The sequence below is a fragment of the Streptomyces sp. NPDC032745 genome, from assembly GCF_055579465.1.
The window spans coordinates 174,261-194,393 of the sequence record NZ_JBVING010000017.1; the positions used below are offsets into that span (position 1 = coordinate 174,261).

Annotated in this window: 16 protein-coding genes; 4 read left to right on the plus strand and 12 right to left on the minus strand. The window is 74.7% G+C overall.

What is annotated here, in order from left to right:
• Positions 1 to 132 precede the first annotated feature (132 nt).
• Positions 133 to 1,275 (plus strand): acyl-CoA dehydrogenase, encoded by a 1,143-nt coding sequence (locus tag ACZ5WG_RS34125; RefSeq protein WP_468728288.1) that lies wholly within the window; start codon positions 133 to 135, stop codon positions 1,273 to 1,275.
• Positions 1,276 to 1,284: 9 nt separating this feature from the next.
• On the opposite strand, the gene ACZ5WG_RS34130 is transcribed toward ACZ5WG_RS34125, so the two are convergent.
• The 6 genes from ACZ5WG_RS34130 to ACZ5WG_RS34155 all read right to left on the minus strand — a co-directional run bounded on the left by ACZ5WG_RS34130 (position 1,285) and on the right by ACZ5WG_RS34155 (position 10,933).
• Positions 1,285 to 2,277 carry a DNA polymerase Y family protein gene (locus ACZ5WG_RS34130; protein WP_468728290.1) on the minus strand — a complete coding sequence of 331 codons (993 nt, stop codon included), beginning with the start codon at positions 2,275 to 2,277 and terminating at the stop codon, positions 1,285 to 1,287.
• Entirely contained in the window at positions 2,274 to 5,837 is a 3,564-nt protein-coding gene (locus tag ACZ5WG_RS34135) for a DNA polymerase III subunit alpha (RefSeq protein ID WP_468728292.1), read from the minus strand. The genes ACZ5WG_RS34130 and ACZ5WG_RS34135 overlap by 4 nt, the downstream gene beginning before the upstream one ends.
• Positions 5,838 to 5,940: 103 nt before the next feature.
• Positions 5,941 to 7,188, minus strand: coding sequence for a vanadium-dependent haloperoxidase (locus ACZ5WG_RS34140; RefSeq protein WP_468728294.1), 1,248 nt, complete (start codon positions 7,186 to 7,188; stop codon positions 5,941 to 5,943).
• A gap of 103 nt (positions 7,189 to 7,291) precedes the next feature.
• A complete protein-coding gene (locus tag ACZ5WG_RS34145) occupies positions 7,292 to 7,366 on the minus strand; it encodes a putative leader peptide (protein WP_468728372.1) in 75 nt (24 codons plus the stop codon).
• 444 nt (positions 7,367 to 7,810) lie between these two features.
• Positions 7,811 to 9,463 carry an amidohydrolase gene (locus ACZ5WG_RS34150; RefSeq protein ID WP_468728295.1) on the minus strand — a complete coding sequence of 551 codons (1,653 nt, stop codon included), beginning with the start codon at positions 9,461 to 9,463 and terminating at the stop codon, positions 7,811 to 7,813.
• Positions 9,464 to 9,532: 69 nt separating this feature from the next.
• A complete protein-coding gene (locus ACZ5WG_RS34155; RefSeq protein WP_468728297.1) occupies positions 9,533 to 10,933 on the minus strand; it encodes a purine-cytosine permease family protein in 1,401 nt (466 codons plus the stop codon).
• A gap of 239 nt (positions 10,934 to 11,172) precedes the next feature.
• Here ACZ5WG_RS34155 and ACZ5WG_RS34160 point away from each other — a divergent pair, with 239 nt between their 5' ends.
• Positions 11,173 to 11,730: a TetR/AcrR family transcriptional regulator gene (locus tag ACZ5WG_RS34160; protein WP_468728298.1), complete on the plus strand. Its 558-nt coding sequence runs from the start codon at positions 11,173 to 11,175 to the stop codon at positions 11,728 to 11,730.
• A gap of 110 nt (positions 11,731 to 11,840) precedes the next feature.
• Here ACZ5WG_RS34160 and fxsBH read toward each other — a convergent pair whose 3' ends face one another.
• Both fxsBH and ACZ5WG_RS34170 read right to left on the minus strand, forming a co-directional pair.
• On the minus strand, positions 11,841 to 14,138 hold the full coding sequence (fxsBH, locus tag ACZ5WG_RS34165) for a radical SAM/SPASM protein FxsBH, inactivated beta-hydroxylase extension form (protein ID WP_468728299.1): 2,298 nt from the start codon (positions 14,136 to 14,138) through the stop codon (positions 11,841 to 11,843).
• A gap of 20 nt (positions 14,139 to 14,158) precedes the next feature.
• Positions 14,159 to 14,353 (minus strand): hypothetical protein, encoded by a 195-nt coding sequence (locus ACZ5WG_RS34170; RefSeq protein ID WP_468728301.1) that lies wholly within the window; start codon positions 14,351 to 14,353, stop codon positions 14,159 to 14,161.
• A gap of 116 nt (positions 14,354 to 14,469) precedes the next feature.
• Here ACZ5WG_RS34170 and ACZ5WG_RS34175 point away from each other — a divergent pair, with 116 nt between their 5' ends.
• Positions 14,470 to 15,330 carry an alpha/beta fold hydrolase gene (locus ACZ5WG_RS34175; protein ID WP_468728302.1) on the plus strand — a complete coding sequence of 287 codons (861 nt, stop codon included), beginning with the start codon at positions 14,470 to 14,472 and terminating at the stop codon, positions 15,328 to 15,330.
• Here ACZ5WG_RS34175 and ACZ5WG_RS34180 read toward each other — a convergent pair.
• The 4 genes from ACZ5WG_RS34180 to ACZ5WG_RS34195 form a co-directional block, all read right to left on the minus strand.
• Complete coding sequence (locus ACZ5WG_RS34180; protein ID WP_468728374.1) at positions 15,263 to 16,063, minus strand: hypothetical protein; 801 nt, start codon at positions 16,061 to 16,063, stop codon at positions 15,263 to 15,265. The two genes, ACZ5WG_RS34175 and ACZ5WG_RS34180, sit on opposite strands and share 68 nt — an antisense overlap.
• 81 nt (positions 16,064 to 16,144) lie before the next feature.
• Positions 16,145 to 17,020 carry a S1 family peptidase gene (locus ACZ5WG_RS34185; RefSeq protein WP_267000186.1) on the minus strand — a complete coding sequence of 292 codons (876 nt, stop codon included), beginning with the start codon at positions 17,018 to 17,020 and terminating at the stop codon, positions 16,145 to 16,147.
• A 148-nt stretch (positions 17,021 to 17,168) separates the two neighbouring features.
• Positions 17,169 to 17,990, minus strand: coding sequence for a DUF1684 domain-containing protein (locus ACZ5WG_RS34190; RefSeq protein WP_468728304.1), 822 nt, complete (start codon positions 17,988 to 17,990; stop codon positions 17,169 to 17,171).
• A 78-nt stretch (positions 17,991 to 18,068) separates the two neighbouring features.
• Complete coding sequence (locus tag ACZ5WG_RS34195; protein WP_468728305.1) at positions 18,069 to 19,400, minus strand: DUF5685 family protein; 1,332 nt, start codon at positions 19,398 to 19,400, stop codon at positions 18,069 to 18,071.
• 282 nt (positions 19,401 to 19,682) lie between these two features.
• Between ACZ5WG_RS34195 and ACZ5WG_RS34200 the strand changes: the two genes are divergently transcribed.
• Positions 19,683 to 20,132: a cell division protein SepF gene (locus ACZ5WG_RS34200; RefSeq protein WP_468728307.1), complete on the plus strand. Its 450-nt coding sequence runs from the start codon at positions 19,683 to 19,685 to the stop codon at positions 20,130 to 20,132.
• Position 20,133: the final 1 nt, after the last annotated feature.

Here is a 20,133-nt window from a genome sequence, read left to right on the forward strand (position 1 = left end):
CACAAGTGGGTGATGCTTCGGCCAAATTACGGGCGAGTAGCAAAACTTGGAAGTTACGCGTCGGTAAAAAAAGCGTGTCGGCCCCCGCCCCCGCACGCCCTCGGGACAATGGAGTCCCCTACTCCGCGTGAGGTGAGTGATCGGATGCAGCGGGCCCCCGGTGCAGGCACTGCCTTGGCCACCCCGCCCGGCATGGCCGCCGACCCGCTCGTTTCCGCGGTCACCGAGATCGCCGTGGGCACGCTGGGGCCCGTCGCGGAGGAGACCGCGCAGGAGGGCGTACCGCGTTCGCACCTCGACGCCCTCGCCCGCTGCGGTGCGTACGGGGCCCTCGGCCACACGCCCGGCCCCGAGAGCGGGCTGACCACACGTCAAGTGGTCCGCGAGGTGAACGAGTTGCTGTCGGCGGCGGATCCGTCCACCTGGTTCGTGCACACCCAGCACTTCGCCCTCGTGAAGGCGCTCCACGCGGCCACCGGGACGGAGGCGGCCGCGCTGCGCGAGCAGTGGACGCCCGCCCTCGCCTCGGGTGCCCGGCGCGGCACGGCCGGTTTCGCCTTCCTGCGGCACGCCCGGCCGCCCGTCACCGCCGAACCGGTCGCCGACGGTTGGCGGCTGCGCGGCCGGGTGCCCTGGATGACCGGCTGGGGCCTCGCCGACGTGGTGTACCTGGGCGCCCTCGCCCCGGACGACCGGGTGCTGTTCGCCGCGGTCGCCTGCGGGCCGGACGGCGATCCCGGGCTGGTCGCGGCCGAACCCGCGCCGCTGTGGGCGATGAACGGCACCCGCACGGTGGCGGTGGAGGTACGCGATGTCCTCGTCCCGCGGAGCGCGGTGATCTCCGTACAGCCCCGGGCGGAGTGGGCCCGTGCATACGATCTCGAGAACGCGAACGCCCACCCCGCCGTGTTCGGCCATGTGCGCGCCGCGGCCGATTTCCTTCTGCGGTCGGCCCCCGCCGCAGGCAGCGCGTACGAGGAGCTCGGCCGACGGGTGGCGCAGGAGGCGGCCCGGCTGCGCGCGGAGGCCTACGCCCTGCGCGACGAACTCCCGCCGGAGGAGCGGGTCGAGGACCGGCTGGCGCTCCGGGCGGCCGCCTTGGAGCTCGGCGTACGGGCGGCGACCGCCTGCGTAGCCGCGACGGGCGGCCGGGCGATCTCGTACGGGAACACCGCCGGCCGCCTCGCCCGCGAGGCCCAGTTCCACCTGATCCAGGCCCAGACCTCCCGGCTCCGCACCGAAATGGCCCGGCGGCTGCTGGGCGGGCTACTTTGACGACACGGCCTAAGCCGCCGCCTTGTGGAAGGTGGCGGCCGGGCGGACCGTGCCCGGGCCGAAGCGGGCGTTCGCGCGGTCGACGGCCGCCTCCACCGTCAGGCGGGCCTCGCGGACCGGGTCCAGCGAGATCTGCCGGGACACCCGCTCGGCGCCCGTGAGGTCCTCGGCACGCAGCACCATGCCGGTCAGCCGGGCCCGTTGCAGCCCGGCCGCGTCCAGCAGGCGGTAGGCCGCCGCCCGCAGGTCCTCGTCGTGCGCGGACGCCTCCGTGAGCCGCCGGGTCCGCTCCCAGCGGGTGCCGCCGGCGAACTGCAGGGTCAGCGACAGGGACCGGGCGGCCTGGCGGCGGCCCCGCAGTACCGCGCCCAGCCGGACCACCAGGCCGAGGAGCACGGCCCGGGTGTGCGGGCCGTCGAGCTCGTGCCGGGTGAAGCCGCTGCGGACGGCGGCCGATGCGGGCAGGTCCTTCGGGGTGACGGGGCGCGGGTCGATCCCGCGGGCGCGCTCCGCGGCCAGCCGGCCCGCCCGCTGCCCCAGGATCCGTTCGACGGTGCCCGGGGAGACGGCCGCGACCGCGCCCACCGTGTGCAGTCCGTACCCGCGCAGCGCCTCCGCCTGCTTGGGGCCGATGCCGTGCAGGGCCTCCACCGGCAGCGGCCCGAGGAAGGCGTCCACCGCGCCCTCGGGCACGGCCAGGACACCGCCGGGCCCGGGCACCCGGGCGGAGGCCGTCGCCGCCACCGCCCAGGACCCGGCGACCCCGATCCGTACGTCCGTGCCGAGCCGGGCGACCGCGCGCAGCCGTACCAGCTCGGCGATCCGGCAGGCGTCCGCGCCGAAGTACCGCCGGGCGCCTCGTACGTGCACCAGCGCCGCCCGGGGCGGCAGGGCCTGCACCGTCGGGGAGAACTCCCGCAGGAGTTCCAGGACTTCGCGGTACCCCTCCTCGGACACCGCCGGAGCGCACCGTACGTGCAGGACGCCGTTCGCCGGGGTCATCCCGCGCTCCCCGGGCTGGAGTGCCACAGCTTGCGGCCGGTCGCGGCGCGGTCGCCGGCCGGCTGGAGGTCGGCCCACGGGTTCATCTCGTACCCGGTGGGCAGGTGGATGCGGCGCCCGGAGCCGGCGGAGCCGGCCGGGTCCGCGGCACCGGGCAGCGGCTCGGCCAGGCGGGCCGCGACCGCGTCCAGGCCGCCCGCGGCCCGCAGTTCCACCAGTTCGGCCAGGTCCCAGGCCGCCGCGCCGACCACGCTCAGGCTCTGCGGTCCGCGCCGCTGGACGACACCCCGTACCAGCAGCAGGAACGAGTGGAAGACGGTGTGCGCGCACGCCTCGTGGCTGTCGTCGAAGAAGGCCAGGTCGACCAGGCCCGTCCCGTCGTCCAGCGTGGTGAAGACGACCCGCTTCCCGGACCGGATCGGCGGGGTCTGGGTGGCCGCCTTGGCCCCCGCGACCAGTACCGTCCGGCCGTGCTCGACCTCACGCAGCCTGGCGGCCGGGACCGCCCCCAGCTCCGCCAGGAAGGCGTGATGGTCCTCCATCAGGTGCCGCGAGGCGTCCATGCCGAGCACGCCCAGCTCCGCGCTGAGCCGCTCCGCATCGTTCAGGTCGGGCAGGCCGACCGGGGCCGTCGACCGCCCGCCGCCCAGCGGGAGCTGGACGCTGCCCGGCCGGGCCCCCGCCGACCGCTGCGCGCCGTGCAGCTCGGCCACGTGCAGCAGCAGGTCGCGCCGGTTGGCGCCGAAGGCGTCCAACGCCCCGACCTGCGCGAGCCGCCCCGCGACGGCCCGGCCCGGGTGCGCCCGGTCCCAGAAGTCGCGCAGCGATCCGTACGGCTGCCCGTCCTCGATCCGGAGCGCCTCCGCCTCGCTGATGCCGTGGACGTCGGCCAGGGCCAGCCGGAGCCCCCACACCGGCGGAGCCCCGGCTTCGGACACCAGTTCGATGCGATGGGCGACCGCCGACCGGTTCACGTCCAGCGGCAGGACCGGCACGCCCCGGCGCCGCGCGTCCGCCAGCAGCAGCCGCTTCGGGTACATCCCGGGGTCGTGGGTCAGCAACCCGGCGTAGAAGGCCGCCGGGTGATGGGCCTTCAGCCACGCCGACTGGTACGTCGGCACGGCGAAGGCCACCGCGTGCGCCTTGCAGAAGCCGTACGAGCCGAACGCCTCCACGATCTCCCAGGTCCGGCCGATCACCTCGGCCGAGTAGCCCCGTTCGCCCGCCTTTGCCGCGAACCACACCTTGATCCGCGCCTGCGACTCCGGGTCGGAGAGCCCGCGCCGCACCCGGTCCGCCTCGTCGCGCCCGCAGCCGGTCATGACGTGGACGATCTCGATGATCTGCTCGTGGAAGACCACCACCCCGTACGTCTCGCGCAGCGCTTCCGCCAGGTGCTCGTGCGGGAAGCGGACCGGGGCCCGCCCGTGCCGCGCCTCGATGAACGGCCGCACCATGTCGGCGGCGACCGGGCCGGGCCGGAACAGCGAGATGTCGACGACCAGGTCGTGGAAGGTCGACGGCTGGAGCCGCCCCACCAGGTCGCGCTGGCCCGGCGACTCGATCTGGAAGCAGCCCAGCGTCTCGGCCGAGCGGATGAGCTCGTACGTCGCCCCGTCGCCCGGCGGGACCTGCGCCGGGTCGTCCAGGTCGAGCTCCTCCCCCGTACCGCGCCGGATCTCCGCGACGGCGTGCGCCATCGCGGACTGCATCCGCACGCCCAGCACGTCGAGTTTGAGCAGCCCGAGGTCCTCCACGTCCTCCTTGTCGAACTGGGACATCGGGAACCCCTCGCCGCTGGTCGGCACCACGGGGGTGCGGGCGAGCAACGAGGCGTCGGAGAGCAGCACCCCGCACGGATGCATGGCGATCCCGCGCGGCAGCGCGTCCAGCGCCTCGACGAGCTCCCACAGCCGGCCGTGCTCCTCCCCGCGCACGTCGCGCAGTTCCGGCAGTTCGGCCAGGGCCGTGCGGGCGTCGCGGGCCCGGATGTGCGGGAAGGCCTTGGCGAGCCGGTCGACGGTGGCCGGGTCCATGGACAGGGCGGCGCCGACGTCACGGATCGCGTGCCGGACCCGGTAGGTCTCGGGCATGGAGACGGTGGCGACGCGCTCGGTGCCGAAGCGGTCGATGATCCGCCGGTAGACCTCCAGCCGGCGGGCGGACTCCACGTCGATGTCGATGTCGGGCAGGACGCGGCGGCGCTTGGACAGGAAGCGCTCCATCAGCAGGCCCTGCTCGACGGGGTCGGCGTGGGCGATGCCGAGGAGGTGGTTGACGAGGGAGCCGGCGCCGGAGCCGCGGGCGGCCACCCGGATGCCCATCGCGCGTACGTCGTCCACGACTTGAGCGACCGTCAGGAAGTACGAGGCGTACCCGTGGTAGGCGATGATGTCCAGCTCGTGGTGCATCCGCTCCCAGTACGCGCGGTCGTCGGCGTAGCCGCGCAGCACCATGCCGGCGGAGGCCCGGGAGGCCAGGACCCGCTGGGCGGTGCGGTGGGCCGCGCCGACGAGATGGGCCTCGGGGAAGTGCACGGAGCCCATGCCGAGGTCGTCCTCGGGGTCCACCGAGCAGGCCTCGGCTGTACGCCGGGTCTCCGCGAGCAGCCGGCGCGCGTCGGCGGGGCGCAGGCCGGCGGCCCGGGCGATCCGGTCGGCGGCCTCGGCCATGGCGGCGGGGTCCTTGAGCCAGCGTTCGCCGCTGTCGAGGGGGCCGCGGGGGTCGACGGGGACGAGGCGGCGGGCCGAGTCGAGGATGTCGGCGACCGGGCCCTGGCCGGGGTCTGCGTACCGGACGGCGTTGGTGAGCACGGCCGGGACGCCCTGCTCGGCGGCGAAGCCGACCGTACGGGCGGCCAGGCGCAGCGAGCCGGGGCCGGTGCCGGTGCGGCCGTGGTGCACGGCCTCCAGGCGCAGGGAGTCCCCGTAGACCTCCCGCCAGGGCGCGAGGAGCCGGGCGGCCCGGTCCGGCCGCCCGGCGGCCAGCGCCCGCCCCACCTCGGACCCGGGCCCGAGCAGGGCGTACACCCCGACACCGCGCAGTTCCGCCCAGGGCACGACGGGCTGGGCGGCGCCACCGGCGCCCGCGTGGGCCGCCGTGACCATCCGGCACAGTTCGGCCCAGCCGGTGGCGCCGTCGCGGGCCAGGAAGGTGACCCGGGGTGCGGACTCGTCGACGAAGGCGCCGCCCGCGACGGGGGTCCGCCGCCGGCAGGACGCCTCCCCGGAGCCGCCGTGCCCGGATCCGACCGGGCTGCCCGGGCCGGCCGGTCCCGCGGCGGGTGCAGGGGCGTGCGACACGGCCAGGTCGGCCCCGAACAGGGGCCGGATCCCGGCCTTCGCACAGGCCTTCGCGAACCGCACCGCACCCGCGAGGGTGTCGCGGTCGGTCAGGGCGAGGGCATCCATGCCCCGCTCGACGGCTCGCTCCGCCAGCCGATCGGGGTGGGAGCCTCCGTAGCGCATGGAGAACCCCGAAACGGTGTGCAGATGCGTAAAACCAGGCACCCGCGGCCTCCTGCTTCGCTCGAACGTGAACACCACCCCCGTCTCCACCATAGAGCAATTCGAATATCCGTGCGAAACACTTGTTCGATCATCCACCTGTCTGGAGCAGCGGCAGCGAGGGCGGCCGGGCGGACGGAGCCCAGCGCCCGGACCCTCAGGACCTGAAGAGCCGGTCGGCGTTGCGCAGGGCGTGCCGGCCGACCTCCTTGCCGAGGGCGACGCCCGCTTCGTCGGAGGAGCGGGTGTGGATCCCCGAGAAGACACGCGCGTCGACGTTCTCGCGCGTCAGCTGGCTCCAGCCGGTGTACGTCCGCCGGACGCCGGGCGCGGTCGGACTCGTGAGGGAGAACGGTGCGGTCCGGGATCCGGCGAGGGCGTCGAGGATCACTTCGGCGGCGCCGGAGTAGGTGTTGTGGCCGCTGGGGTAGTCGGGGTGGGCCGGCGTCTGGTGCAGCGGGGTCCAGGCCGGGTCGGTGCCGAGGGAGCCGGTGCGGATCGCCGTGACCGGGCGCCAGCGCGCGTACGCGTACTTGCTGTCGCTGGTCGCGATCTGCGTGTCGACCAGGGCGGCGTGGAACAGCGCGACCAGGGCGGCCCGCTCCGCGGCCGGGCGGTGCGAGCGGGTCAGGGCCACCCGCAGGGGTTCGGTGTAGAGGGTCAGCGAGGGGCCGTACCAGAAGGTGGCGGTCTCGGTCTGGCGCGGGGTGCGCACGGAGCTGTCGGCCTTCCCGTACGCGCGCACCTCCGCCAGGTCGGCCCGGTACCGGCGCGAGTCGAGCGCGGGCGGCGGGCCGAGCCGGTACTGGGCCGGAGAGTCGAGCAGGAAGGGCCTGGCAACGCGGTTGCCGTACTGGGCGGCGGGGGCGTAGCCGTCGGGCGTCGGCTGCCAGACGCCGGGGGCGGCCGGCTGCACGGTGTAGGGCGCGTTCACGGACGCCGGATCGAGGCCGTCGCCCCGGCGTTCGGCAAGCGCGCGCTTCGCCTGCCGTGCACCGGCGGCGACGCCCCCGTCCTCGCCGGGGCCGTCGGGGATCCGCTCGAGGGCGGCGGCGAGCGCGGCGTCGAGCTGCGGCGCGCGGGCGGGCGCGAGGGACACGAGGGCGTCGTGGACGGCGGAGGCGACCGCCGCGTCCTGGAAGGCCGCCCGGTCCCGCCCGGCGGGCGCCTCCCGGGTGGCGCGGGCGGCCGCGAGCCAGCTGATCGCCCAGGTCCGGCTGTTGGTGATCTGCGTCGGCGCGCCGGCGGCGGCAACGGTCTCGGCGGTGACGTCGTACCAGTCGCGTACGACGGCCCCGCTGCCGGCGGTCGGTGACGCGACGGCCCGGGCGGAGGGGACGACCGCCGTAGCGGCCAGCGCCAGGGCGGACCCGAGGGAGAGCAGGGCAGAGCGGGACGGTTTCACGGACACTCCTGACGGACGGCGGAACGGCGGGCGACGGACGGCTCGGGGCGGTACGGGCCGGGCCGGGCGGGGCCGGGCCGGGCCGGGCGGGACGCAGAGGTCCTCACCGACACAGCGCGCCCGCGACGCGCATGAAGTCGATCGCGCGCCGCCTGGTCAGAGCGGAAGTGCTTGCCATGCGCCGAAGCTAGCCACGCACCTGGTCGCCGTGCAACGGCCCTTGCCCGCCTGGCCCGTTCGGACACGGACCTGTCGTACGCCGGCCACGAGCGCGTCACGCAAGGCGCCCCGGAAGCGGCTCGGCCGCTCACCGGCAGCGCGACGGCCCCGCACACCGGCGCCTCGAAGTGCGTGCCCGCGCCCCTCCGCCCCGGCGCTCGGCTTCCCGTACCCCGCGAGCCGCGGCCGGGGACTCCACCCGGTACCCGGTCCCCCGGAGTCCGCCGAACGCCGGGTCGCCCAAGGGCTGTCCCGTAATCCCCTTGGATCAGCGCGCGGCGTCGGATGCGGTGCATCGCAAGGCGGAGGAGCGTCCTCGTACCGGGCGTATCCGGGCGCTCCGACAACGCGGCGAGGCGCCGTCACCGTCGTCGTGCGCCCGCCGGGGATTACGGGACAGCCCTTAGCCGGCCCGGTGGACGACCTCGCCCGCGACCACCACCGTCTCCGCCACCGTGCCCGGGATCCGGTCCGGGGTCACGGCGAGGATGTCCCGGGACAGCACCACGAAGTCCGCCGCCTTGCCCACCGTCAGCGAACCCCGGTCCGCCTCCAGGAAGTTGGCGTACGCCGAGCCCATCGTGTAGCCGTACACCGCCGTCGCCACGTCCACCGTCTCGGCCGGCTGCCACGGGGCGCCACCGTCCAGCGGGCGGCGGGTGACCGCCGTGTAGATCCCGATCATCGGGTCCATCTCGGCCACGTTCCAGTCGCTGGAGAAGGCCAGCACCGCGTCCGCCTCGGCCAGGCTCCGCATCGGCCACGCCTTGTGCCAGCGGTCCTCGCCCACGTTCTCCGCCCAGTCCTGGCCGGGCCCGGCGATCTCCGGCGCGCAGTGCCTCGGCTGCATGCAGGCCACCACGCCGAGCGCGGCGAAGCGCGGTACGTCCGCCGGGTCCAGGCATTCCACGTGCACCACCTGGTGGCGGGCGTCCCGCGGCCCGTTGACCGTACGGGCGTGCTCGACGGCGTCCAGGACCGTACGTATCCCCCGGTCGCCGGTGGCGTGCACGAAGCACTGGAAACCGCGCGCGTCCAGCCGCGCCAGCAGCTCCGCGAACTCCTCGGCCGGGTAGAAGGTCTCGCCCCGGTGGGCCCCGCACCCGGTGTACGGCTCCAGCAGCGCGGCCGTGCGCGGCTCCACCACGTCGTCGATGTACAGCTTGAGAGGTCCGACCCGCAGCCGGTCCCCCGCGTACATGCGCGCCGCCGCCGCGAAGGCGTCGAGTTCCTCCTCCGTCGTGCCGCGCGGGTGGAACAGCGCCGCCACGATCCGCGAGCGCAGCCGGCCCTCGGCGCGGGCCCGCTCGTACAGCTCCAGGTCGTCCAGGGAGTTCTGCGGTTCCACGACCGTGGTGATGCCGAAGCCGATCGCGTCGTCCAGGCTCTTGGCGAGGCGCCCGTACTGCCGGTCCGGCGAGGCCCACGGCACGCCGAGCTCGCGCAGCGCCCGGTGGCCGTCCCGGGAGAGCCCCTTGATCGCGAAGTCCTTGACGAAGCCGGTGGGCTCGCCGGTCGCCGGGTCGACGGCCGCGGTGCCGAACGGCAGGTCGGTACGGTCCTTCGCGACCCCGAGGCGGCGCATCGCCGCCGTGTTCAGCCAGGCCGTGTGCACGTCGTACGAGAGCACGATCGCCGGGACCTCCCCGGTGACCGGGTCCAGGTCGGCGGCGGTGGGCATCCGCCCGCCCGGGATCGCGGAGTAGTCGAAGGCCTCGGCCTCGATCCACTCGGCGTCCGGGTGGGCCTCCCGCCAGGCCCCGATCCGCTCGAGGATCGCCTCCAGGGTGCGCACCCCGGCGAGCTGGACGCACGCGTCGTCCGAGCCGAGCCGGACGTGGTTGTGGGCGTCGACGAAGCCGGGCAGCACCAGCCGGCCGCCCGCGTCGATCCGCTCGGTGTCCGGGCCGGCCCAGGCGGCGGCCTCCGCGTCCGGGCCGAGCCAGACGATCCGGCCGTCGGACACGGCCAGGGCCTCGGCCTCGGGCAGCTCCGGGTCGACGGTGTGGATCCGGGCTCCGGTGAGCAGCAGGTCGGCGGGGACGGGGTGCGGCATGGGTGGTGCTCCTGTGCAGAGGCGGCGGATGTGGCGGTGCGGGAGGACGGGAAGCCGGGAGGACGGGGGTCAGGCGGCCGGGGCGTACGCGGGCACCCGGCGGGCGGCGAGGACCCAGTACGTGAGCGCGGAGACGACCGAGCCGAGCAGGGTCAGGTCGGCGCCCCCGAGCGGGGCCACGAGCGGGCCGGTCCACAGCTCGGAATCGCAGGTCAGCGCGGCGAAGACCATGCCGGCCAGGAGCGCTGCCATGCCGGCGGGGTGGTACCCGGCCCGGTACCAGTAGGCACCTGCGCTCCCGGCGTGCAGTGCCTCGGAGTCGTAGCGGCAGCGGCGCAGCAGCATGTCGGCGAGGAAGACCCCGCCCCAGGGCGCGAACACGATGATCAGCAGCGAGAGGAAGGAGAGCAGCGAGGTGGTGAAGTCGGTCAGGAAGAGCGCGGCGAGCGATCCGGCGGCGGTGACCGCGGCGCTGATCACGATGGCGCGGGCGCGGCTCCACGGGATGCCGAGGACCTGGAGGTTCAGGCTGGAGGAATAGAGGGTGATGATCGAGTTGGTGACGGAGCCGCCGAGGACGAGGGCCAGGAACACCGGCTTGAACCAGCCCGGGAGCAGGCTCTCGGCCCCCGCGACGGCATCGGTCATGTCGGTCTGCGTGGCGGCGGCGACCCCGGCGACGCCGAGGGCGACGGAGGAGACGAATCCGCCGAGCGCGCCCATCCAGGTGATCGACTTCAGCGAGGTGGTCCGGGGCAGGTAGCGGGTGTAGTCGGCGGGCATCGGCAGGTACGAGAAGGGCCCGGCCAGCATCACGACGAACGCCAGGCTCCAGCCGGACAGGCCCGGGGCACCGGCGCCGGCCGGAACGGCGGTCTCGGCGCCGGGCAGGAGGAAGACGAGCAGCGCGCCGAATCCGAGGGCGAGGACGTAGGCCATCCAGCGCTCTGCGAACTGCACGGTGGCGTGGCCCCACATCGCGACGGCGAAGGTGAGCGCGAGGGTGATCCCGAGGGCGAGGGCCCGTACCGCCGCGCCTTCGCCGAGGCCGGCCTCGGCGAAGAACACCTCCAGGGCGAGCGTGCCGACCACGGTGTTGACGATGGTGTAGCCGATGCTCACCACCCAGTTCAGGACGCCGGCCGGGAAGTTCCCGCGGACCCCGAAGGCGGCGCGGGAGATGACGAGGGTGGCGGTGCCGGTGCGGATGCCGCTGAGTCCGGCGGCGCTGACCGCGAAGAAGGACAGTCCGCTGATCACGACGACGGCGGTGGCCTGCCAGAAGGAGAGGCCGAAGGCCACGGCGAGGGCCCCGTTGATCACGTAGGTGAAGGTGAGGTTGGAGCCGAACCAGAGCCAGAACAGGTCCCGGGCGCCGCCGTGCCGCTCGGCGTCGGGGATGGGGTCGATGCCGTGGGTCTCGACCCGGAACACCTCGTCGACGTCGGCCGTCGTCTCCTGCTGCGTCATGCGCCGTACCCCTGACTGTGGACCCACTGAACCTTGAATGACGTTCTAAGTTCTTGAATGGCATTCAAGATGCGCCGCCGATCGGGACCGCGTCAAGACCCTGTCCGGGATAGGGTCGGGCCACGAAGATCGGGAAGGCGGCACGGGTGGCGGGAGCGGCAGGGGTAGCCGGGGCGGCGGGAGCGGCAGGGGCAACGGGGTCGGCGCGGCGGCGCGACGGGCGGATCGCCCAGGAGCGGATGCTGGAAGAGGCCATGGCGGCGATCGCCGAGGGCGGGCTGGCGGAGCTCACCATGTCCGCGCTCGCCGAGCGGCTCGGCACCAGCGGCGGCCACATCCTCTACTACTTCGGCAGCAAGGACCGGCTGCTGCTGGCCGCACTGCGCTGGAGCGAGGACCGACTCGCCGCCGAGCGGGCGCAGTTGCTGGCCCGCCGGGTCACCGCGCACCGCAAGCTCGCGCTCTTCCTCGAGCTCTACCTGCCGCGCGGCCCCCGCGATCCGCGCTGGACCCTGTGGATCGAGCTGTGGGCCCGCACCCCCGCCAACGAGGACCTGCGCGCCGCCCAGCAGGAGATCGACGACGGCTGGCAGCGGGACCTGGAGACCCTGCTCGCCAAGGGTGTGGACCAGGGCCGCTTCGCCGCCGGACTGGACGTGCCCGCCCGCGCCTCAGAGCTGCTCGCGCTGCTGGACGGGCTGAGCACGCGTGTGGTGCTCGGGCAGCGCGGCGCCGACCGGGCCGCGTCCCTGGACCGGGCCCGCTCGGCGACGGCCCTGCTCATCCCCCACCTCTAGTGCCGTGGCTCATGCCGGGCACGCGGGAGGCCCGCCCGGGACTTCCGCGCGCCCGGACGGGCCTCTGCCGTTACGGGCCTCCGCCGTCGCGGCGGTCGGGCGATAGGGCTTCAGGCGCTCGGCGCGCACATTTCTGATGCGAACTCCCGGCGCAGTGCCGCCACCACCGCCTTGCCGCTCACCGTCAGTTCCGCCGCCCCGTCGAGCCGGTCCAGGGCGCGCTCGATCCCGCCGGCGCCGCCGAGCCCGCCGCCGGGCCCGCCGCCCGCCCCCCGGAACGCCTCCGCCGCCACCGCCGCGTGCGCGTCCGCCAGCAGCCGCGACACCGGCACCGGCTCCTCCCGCCACGGGGACGGGTGCAGCCACTCCCCGTCCGACGCGTACAGGTCGGCCACCTCCGTCAGCTCGCGCAGCCGGGCCCGCCGCCGGCCGGTGAGCAGCGCGAGCGCGGTCTCCCGTACGCCCGCACCCAGCGGCACGCCCAGCGCGCCGGGCCCGTGCCGCGCGTCCTCCCCCGCCGCCCCGTCGCCCGCCCCCGCGCCCGCGAGCGGGGTCAGCGTGGTCAGCCCGGCCACCGTCTCCCGCGCCCGCGCCGGCACCGTGCGGTGCAGCAGCTCCCAGGCCTCGGCCAGGCGACGCTCCCAGCGCTCGGCCCCGGTCGCGTCCAGCCTCGGCGTCGGCGGCAGGGCGAAACAGCCCCGGTCGGGGTCCAGGTCCTCCAGAGCCAGGGACGCCGGGGGCGCGCCCGCCCCGGCTCCGCCCGCCAGGATCCGGACCGGCTGCCAGTCCGCGGCGTCCCCGCCCGGCCCGAAGGTCCGTACGCCGCCGCCCTCCCCCCGTACGGAGAACCCCTCCGCGGTGGCCCGGACCTCGGCCCGCCCCCGGTTCGCACGCACCAGCCCGACGGTGGGCAGGTACAGCCCGCCGCCCCCGTGGACCACGGGTGCGGGCAGCTCCAGCCTCCCGCGCACCACGGCCGCGGCGGCCAGCGCGGACAGCCTGTGCCCGGGCGGCACCCGCAGCGGCCTGCCCTGCCGTACGGCGTCCAGGGCGGCGAGCAGCCAGGTGCGGGTGTACGGGTGGTCCAGTACGGCGTCGAGCGCGTCCGGCGCCTCGGCCTCGACGGCCGTGACCAGCTCCCAGGAGCGCCGCCAGTCCGCATCACCGCGCCCCTCCAGCTCCGCGTTCAGCCGGACCAGCAGCACCCGGGTCAGCTCCTGCTGGGCGGCCGCGAGCGCGGCCGGCTCGGTGGCCTCGGCCGCGACGGAGGCCCGGGCGGTGCGCTGCTCGACGCCCTCCACCAGCGCCTTCAGGTCGGTGCAGTAGACGGACGGGTTGTCGAAGCCGTTCCCGGCGCGGTACCGGTGCGCGTAGAGGCCGCCGCCGCAGGAGCGCACCACCGGGCAGGCGCGGCACTCGGCGCTGACGCCCGCGAGGCCCAGCTGCCGGGCCCGGATGCCGGGGTGGGCGGCCACCTCGTCGAAGGCGTGCCGGAAGACGTCGAAGCCGGTGGCGGCGGCCCCCTCGTGGGCGGTCTTGAGCGAGTCGGCCTGCTCCAGGGTGCCGTCGGTCTCGACGACGACCAGGTCGGTGGGGGTCAGGCCCAGGGACTCGGTCAGGCTCGGCCCGCCGCGCAGGGTGCTCAGCAGCGAGTCGAAGAGCCGTACGGGCACCGGCCGGCCCAGGCCCTCCCAGTGGTCGAAGAGCCGCAGCAGCCAGCGGGCGTAGGCGTCCGGACGCCCGTCGGGCCGGGGCGGGGGCGCCTCCCAGGTGGCGTGCGGCAGGAGGAAGTCGATGCGCGGCGGTGCGAGCGCGAGGAGCGCGTCGAGCACCGCGGCCGGGTCGTTCCGCACGTCGATCGTGCAGAGCAGCCCCTGGTAGAGGGGGCGGTGGCGGTCCTCGCCGAGGAGGCCGACCGCGGCGAGTACGCGGGAGTGGCTGCTGCGGCCGTTCGCGTAACGGCGGTGCCGGTCGTTGGCGGCGCGGTCTCCGTCGAGGGACACCCCGACGCCCACCCCGTACTCGGCGAACAGCGCGAGGACGGACTCGTTCAGCCGCAGCCCGTTCGTGTGCACGCGCAGATCGAGGCCCGCCACCCCGTCGAGGGCCCGGGTGAGCGCCTCGCACAGCCGGCGCAGCCGGGCTGGTCCGGCCAGCAACGGCTCTCCGCCGAGGAGGATGACGGTCACCGACGGCAGCGCGTGGGCGCGCGCGTGCTCGGCGAGCCGCTCCGCGAAGCGTTCGACGACCGCTTCGGGGATCACCGCGGGCCGCTGCCGCCAACTCTGGTCCGCGTGCTCGTAGATGTAGCAGTGGTCGCATGCGAGATCGCATCTGCTGTGCACCTTGACCACGAACTCGCGGAACGGGATGAGGGCTGCGGCGGCACCGGCCCCGGTGGACTCCATCGCGGCGGGGGCGCCCCCGCTCAGAGGGAGGAGTTGAAGGTGACCGTCCGGACCGCCGGGGCGGCGTCCCGGCCGGGCAGCACTCGGTCGATGAGCCGGTCGGACTCGGCGGCCCCGCGCGCGGCGAGGGAGGCGAGGGAGGTCGGCGAGGGCCGGTCGTCGTGCTCCTCGTTCACCGGTATGACTGCGGGATTGTGCTTCTGAATGGTCGTCACGGTTCCCCCTCCGGGTCGTGGTTGTGCTTCCATCAGGACATCGAGCATGACATCGAGAGAGCTGTCGGGATGAGACTAGGGACATCCGCAGGGAGCCGGTAGACCGCGGAGGCGTGGTGCGCGTCGAGGTGAGGGCAGGGGACGGCCGCAGGCTCGTCGCCGAGGACTGGGGGGACCCGGGCGGGCTGCCCGTCCTGCTGCACCACGGCACCCCTGGCAGCCGCCTCGGCACCGCCCTGAGCGACATCACCGAGCGCTGTCCGGGCATTCGCTTCTTCGCCTACGACCGGCCCGGCTACGGGGACTCCGACCGTGCCCGGGGCCGTACGGTGGCCGATGCGGCCGCGGACTCCGCCGCCGTGGCGGACGCCCTGGGCCTGGACACCTTCGCCGTCGTGGGCCGATCCGGGGGCGGTCCGCACGCCCTGGCCTGCGCGGCGCTGCTCCCGGAGCGGGTGACGGGGACGGCGGCCCTGGTCAGCCTGGCGCCCTGGGGCGGGGCCGGGCTCGACTGGTTCGCCGGCATGACCGCCCACAACGTGGAGCACTACGCCCTCGCCGCCCGCGACCCGGCGGCCCTGGAGCGCCGGCTCACCCCCCGGGCCGCGGCGATCGGAAGCGATCCGGGCAGGCTGCTGGAGGAGCTGCGGGCGCAGCTGTCCGAAGCCGACCTGCCGGTGCTCTCGGACCCCGATGTGCACCGGGCACTGACGGACGGCTACCGCGAGGCGCTGCGCACTTCCGCGTACGGGTGGCTGGACGACAGCCTGGCCTTCTGCCGGCCGTGGGGCTTCGACCCCGGTTCGATCCCGGGCCGGGTCCTGCTGTGGCACGGCGCCGAGGACGCGTTCTCCCCCCTGGGGCACTTCCGCTGGCTGGCCGGGCACATCGACCGTAGCACCGCCGTACTCAAGCCGGGGGCCGGTCACTTCGCGGCTCAGTACGCGCAGCCGGAGGCCCTGGAGTGGCTGCTGTGACGGGATGCACCTCCTCGACGGGCGCGACGACCGCCTCGCGGGCGCCTTCGAGGCACTGGACGATCCGCTCGTGGGTGTCGCCGACGCTGTCGACGACCTGGATGCGCATGTGGAAGGCCCGTACCTCGTTGATGAACCGCTTCGAGAACACCCCCACGCCGACGGTCTCGTAGGTACCGGTGGCGACGAGCGGGTATCCCGCTCCCATCCCGACGAGGCGGAAGTCCACCGTGGCGCGCAGTCCGGCGGCGGCCAGCCGCTCGCCGACGCCCGCCAGGCTCGTCCACCCCTCGTCCTCGCCGGGCTGCCCGGCGGCCGGGTCGCGGGCCAGGGCCAGCCGGTAGTCCACGTGCTCCACCACCACGTTGTGCTGGCCGCCGTTGAGGACGCCGACGCTCCAGTCCTTGCCGGGGCCCGGCAGCTGGCCCGCCACGAACTCGGCCCGCCAGCCCAGTGCGGGCCGTACCGTACGGGCGTACTGGGCGCGGGCCAGGACGGCGCCGGCTGCGACGGCCAGCAGGCTGGCGAGGGGTTCGGGGCTCATCAGCTGGAGCCGCCAGGGCCAGTGGCCGCGGGAGGCCTCGGACATGTTCCCGCGCACGATCTCCCAGACGAGTACGGCGCCCAGGAGGCAGAGCAGCACGAGGGGCGCGGTGAACAGCCAGCGGTTGCGCCGGATCCGCCGCTGCGCGTCGGGTGCGGAGCCGCCCCGCCCTAAAGGTGCACTGACCATGCGCACTACCCCGTTTCCCCCGAAAGGCGAGCCCCCGCCCGGGAGTTGGGCGGGGGCTCATTGTGCCGCAGGGCGGTCGGGTCAGTACACGCTCACGCCATAGGCGTTGAGGGCCTCGACGACGGGCTGGAAGAAGGTGGTTCCGCCCGAGGAGCAGTCGCCGCTGCCGCCCGAGGTGAGGCCGATCGCGCGGGTGCCGGAGTAGAGCGGGCCGCCGCTGTCGCCGGGCTCGGCGCAGACGTTGGTGCGGATCATGCCGTAGACGATGTCGCCGCCACCGTAGTTGACGGTGGCGTTGAGGCCGGTCACCGAGCCGCCGTGGGTACCGGTGGTGGAGCCGCGCCGGGTCACGGACATCCCGACGGTGGCGTTGGCGGCGCTGGTGATGTCCTGGCTGCCGACGGTGCCCGAGTGGGCCAGGGCGGTGTTGTCGTAGCGGACGAGTCCGTAGTCGTTGTTCGGGAAGCTCGAGCCCACGGTCGCGCCGATCGTGGTGGTGTGCGAGGAGTTGGTCCACCAGGTGCCGGCGCCGTCGGTGCAGTGCCCGGCGGTCAGCACGTAGTACGTGTTCCCGCTGCGCACGTTGAAGCCGAGCGAGCAGCGCCAGCCGGAGGTGTAGATGGCGTCGCCGCCGGAGGTCAGCTTGCGCAGCTTGCCGGGGGTCCGCTCGATGCGCAGGGCCGCGGCGTCGGCTCCGGCCTCGGTACGGATCCTGGCGAGGTCCGCGGCGGTGACGGTGGAGTCGGCGGTGACCACGAGGGTCCCGCTGGCGGGGTCGGTGTACCAGGCGGTGCCGGCGACGTCGGCACGCTGGACGGAGGCGCCGGCCGCAGCGAGCCGTGCTGCGCTGAAGCCGCTGTCCGCGCTCGCCGCGGTGGGGGCGGCGAGCCCGGCGACGGCTGCCAGGCCTGCGGCCACGGCGAGCAGCCGGGTACGGGTGATGCTCTTGATCCTCACTTCTCGTCCTCCCGGGAGGGATCGGGGGCCCGGCGGACAGTGGGGGGCGCCGGAGCCCGTGAGGCGCAGCCGGGGGTACGGCGGGCGCACAGGATTTCGTCGTGCCCCTGACAAGCCCCCGGAAGGCGCTGTCGGGAGTGTCTCGGCGTCAGATTCGGGCGGCAAGGGCATCTTTCAGCCTCCGCTCGCCCGCCGCGACCTCGAAGGGCAGGGTGTTCCCGGGTGGCGGGAACGGGCAGATGAAGTGGTCCGCGAAGGCGCAGGGCGGCAGCACGGTCCGGTTGAAGTCGACGGCGATCGAGCCGTCCACCGGGTCCGGAACTCCCGGCCTGAGGAAGCGGAAGCGGTAGCTGGAGCTCCCTGCGGTGGCATCGCCGATCACGGCCCAGAGGCTGCCGTCGTCCTCGTCGACGGCGACCTGGAGGGTGTGTTCGGCGCCCCGGTACGCGAAGCTCAGCTCGCCGCCGAGGCCGAACCCGCGCGCCCGCCCGTCGGCGTTCGCCACCTGGACGATCCGGTCCTCGCCGTACGGCCGAAAGTGCCCCGGCAGCACGAAGTCCGGGTCGTACGCGGTGGCCTCGATGCCGGGGAAGGCCCGGCGCGCCGCGGACGCGGGGTCGAAGACCCGTACCGCCCACTCCCCCTCGCGCCGGATCACCGTGATCCGGAGGTCCTGGGAAGCGGCGATCCGGGAGTGCGCGGGCGGGGCCTCGTCGGCGGCCAGGACGGCGTCGCCGGTGAAGGGTTCACCGTCGAGGCTGAGACCGTCCTCGGCGGAGGCGGTCAGCGCCACCCCGCCCTCGATGGCGCGCCAGCGCCCCGGAACGGCCGGAATTCGACCTTCCGGGTGGTCGGAGAGCCAGTGGGTGCCGATGAGGGAGAGGGGGCCGTAGGGGGCGGACACGGAGGCCACCCGATGCTCGTGCCATTTCCGCCAGGCTGTCTTCGGATCATCTGCGTCATCGCTCATGCCGCTCAACCCTTCCACACGGGCCCGGACGGGAATCTCCCTGTACGCCGTCCGGCCCCGTGCGCGTCTGACGGGGGCTCAGCAGTCGCAGCCGCAGTCACACCCGTCACAGCTGCAGCAGTCGCAGCACCCGCTGCAGTCGGGGCAGCCGTCACAGCCGTCACAGGCGTCGCACCACGCGTCCCGCTTCTTGCGGGACCACGGGCCCTCGTGGTCGGTGCAGCACAGCTGGCACGTGCAGAACAGCCCGAGGGCCACCGCGCAGCCGGCGAGCAGCCCGCGGCGCGGCTTCTGCGGGGGCAGGCCGCCGCCGGGGCCCATGGGCGGTCCCGGTATCCAGGGGCCGCCGGGGCCGCCCGCGCCGCCGTACGGATTCCCGCCGTACGGGTTGCCGCCCTGGGCGCCTTGGCCGCCCTGGCCGTCGTACGGGGTGCCGGCGTACGGGCCGCTGCCGTACGGGGCGCCCTGGCCCGGGCCGTGGCCCTGCGGCGGCGCCCCGTACCCACCCTGCCCCGCGGCGTTCATGCCTGCCTGCCCGCCCGTGTGCGCGCAGCCCGTGACCCCGAAGGCCCGGTCCACCGAGGTCTTCAGCTCGTGCACGAGCAGCCGGTGGGCCAGCCCGGCGTCCGCGAACTCGACCTCGCGCAGGGCCAGCCTGATGCCGTGCAGGGCGTCGTCGGCCAGCCGCCGGGCCTCGATGAGCGAGGTCCCGGTGGCCGTCAGCGGGTTCCAGGCGCCCGCCGCGGCGTCCGCGGCCTGGTCCTCGACGGCGTCCAGCAGGTGCGCGAGGCGCCCGAAGTAGCGACCCGCCTCGGCGAGCGCGGGCGCGTTGCCGGGCCGTCCGGCCAGCTGCGCGGTATGGGCGAAGGCGGCTGCCGTCGCGGTCTCCGTGGGCTCGGTCACCACGAGCACCGGCGTGCCGGGGCCGGCCAGCGTCTCGATGCCGGCCTGCCGGTCCACGGCGTCGACGAGGACCGCCGTGTCGAAGCCGAGCGATGCCCCGGTACGGGCGCCGGCCCGGTCCCAGCCGCGGGCCACCCTGCGCGCGGCGGCGGCGATGGGCGCGCGGGCCAACAGCCCGTCCCGGTCCGCCACGTGGTCCCGCACCTTCGCCGAGGCGAGCACGAGCGAGACGGCTGCCGCGAGCCGCGCACCCTCACCCTTGGCCACCGCGGCGGTGCGCATCCCGCGCAGCGGGCAGGGGCCGGCGGTGCGCCGCGAGCCGGGCGCCGGTCCCGACTGAGCCTCCGTCAGAACGGAGACGAGCAGCCCGTCGTAGTTGGTCACGATGCGGGCGAATTGCCCGTGGTCCCCGCGAAGTGCCAGGCACAGCCCGCAGAGATGGGCCATCCACTCCGTCTTGAACCGCTCCCCCAGCCGGTGCGTGCAGGGTCTGACGATGCCGAACAAACCGGTCCCCCGTGTGTCATACGCGTGCGTGATGCGCATCGTATCGAGCCGGATCGTTCACTCGTACGTCCCTGTCGGTCACCCACACGGCGGCTGCAGTCGTATTTTCACTCAGACAGCAGCGGTAGCCATCAGGATCCTTGACGGTGCAACGGATGTTCTGCACCAGTAACGTCACGAAACCCCTGCGCGGCGGCTATCCACTTGGCGCGTTGTCAGCATCATGGACGACCATAGGGGCAGCGGAGAGAAGACAACTGACTGCGGTGAAAGGAGGCGTCCATGGGTTCGGTACGCAAGGCGAGTGCCTGGTTGGGTCTCGTGGAGGACAGCGACGACGAGCGTTACTACGACGACGACTACGCGGAGGCCGCGCAGGGTTCCGTCTCGGGCCCCGGCGACCAGTGGGTCACCGACCCCCGGGTCAAGGTCGCGTCGGAGTCGGCCGTCGAGCACGGCCGGCGCATCGCGACGGTCACCCCCGACGGCTTCCGTGACGCGCGCGGCATCGGCGAACTGTTCCGCGAGGGCGTCCCGGTGATCGTGAACCTGTCGTCCATGGACCCCACCGACGCCAAGCGCGTGGTCGACTTCGCGGCCGGCCTGACCTTCGGCCTGCGCGGTTCGATCGAGCGGGTGGCGACCAGGGTCTTCCTGCTGACCCCGGCCGACACCCAGGTCGTGAGCGGCGAGCCCGCCGGCCGCTCGCGCGACTTCTTCAACCAGAGCTGAG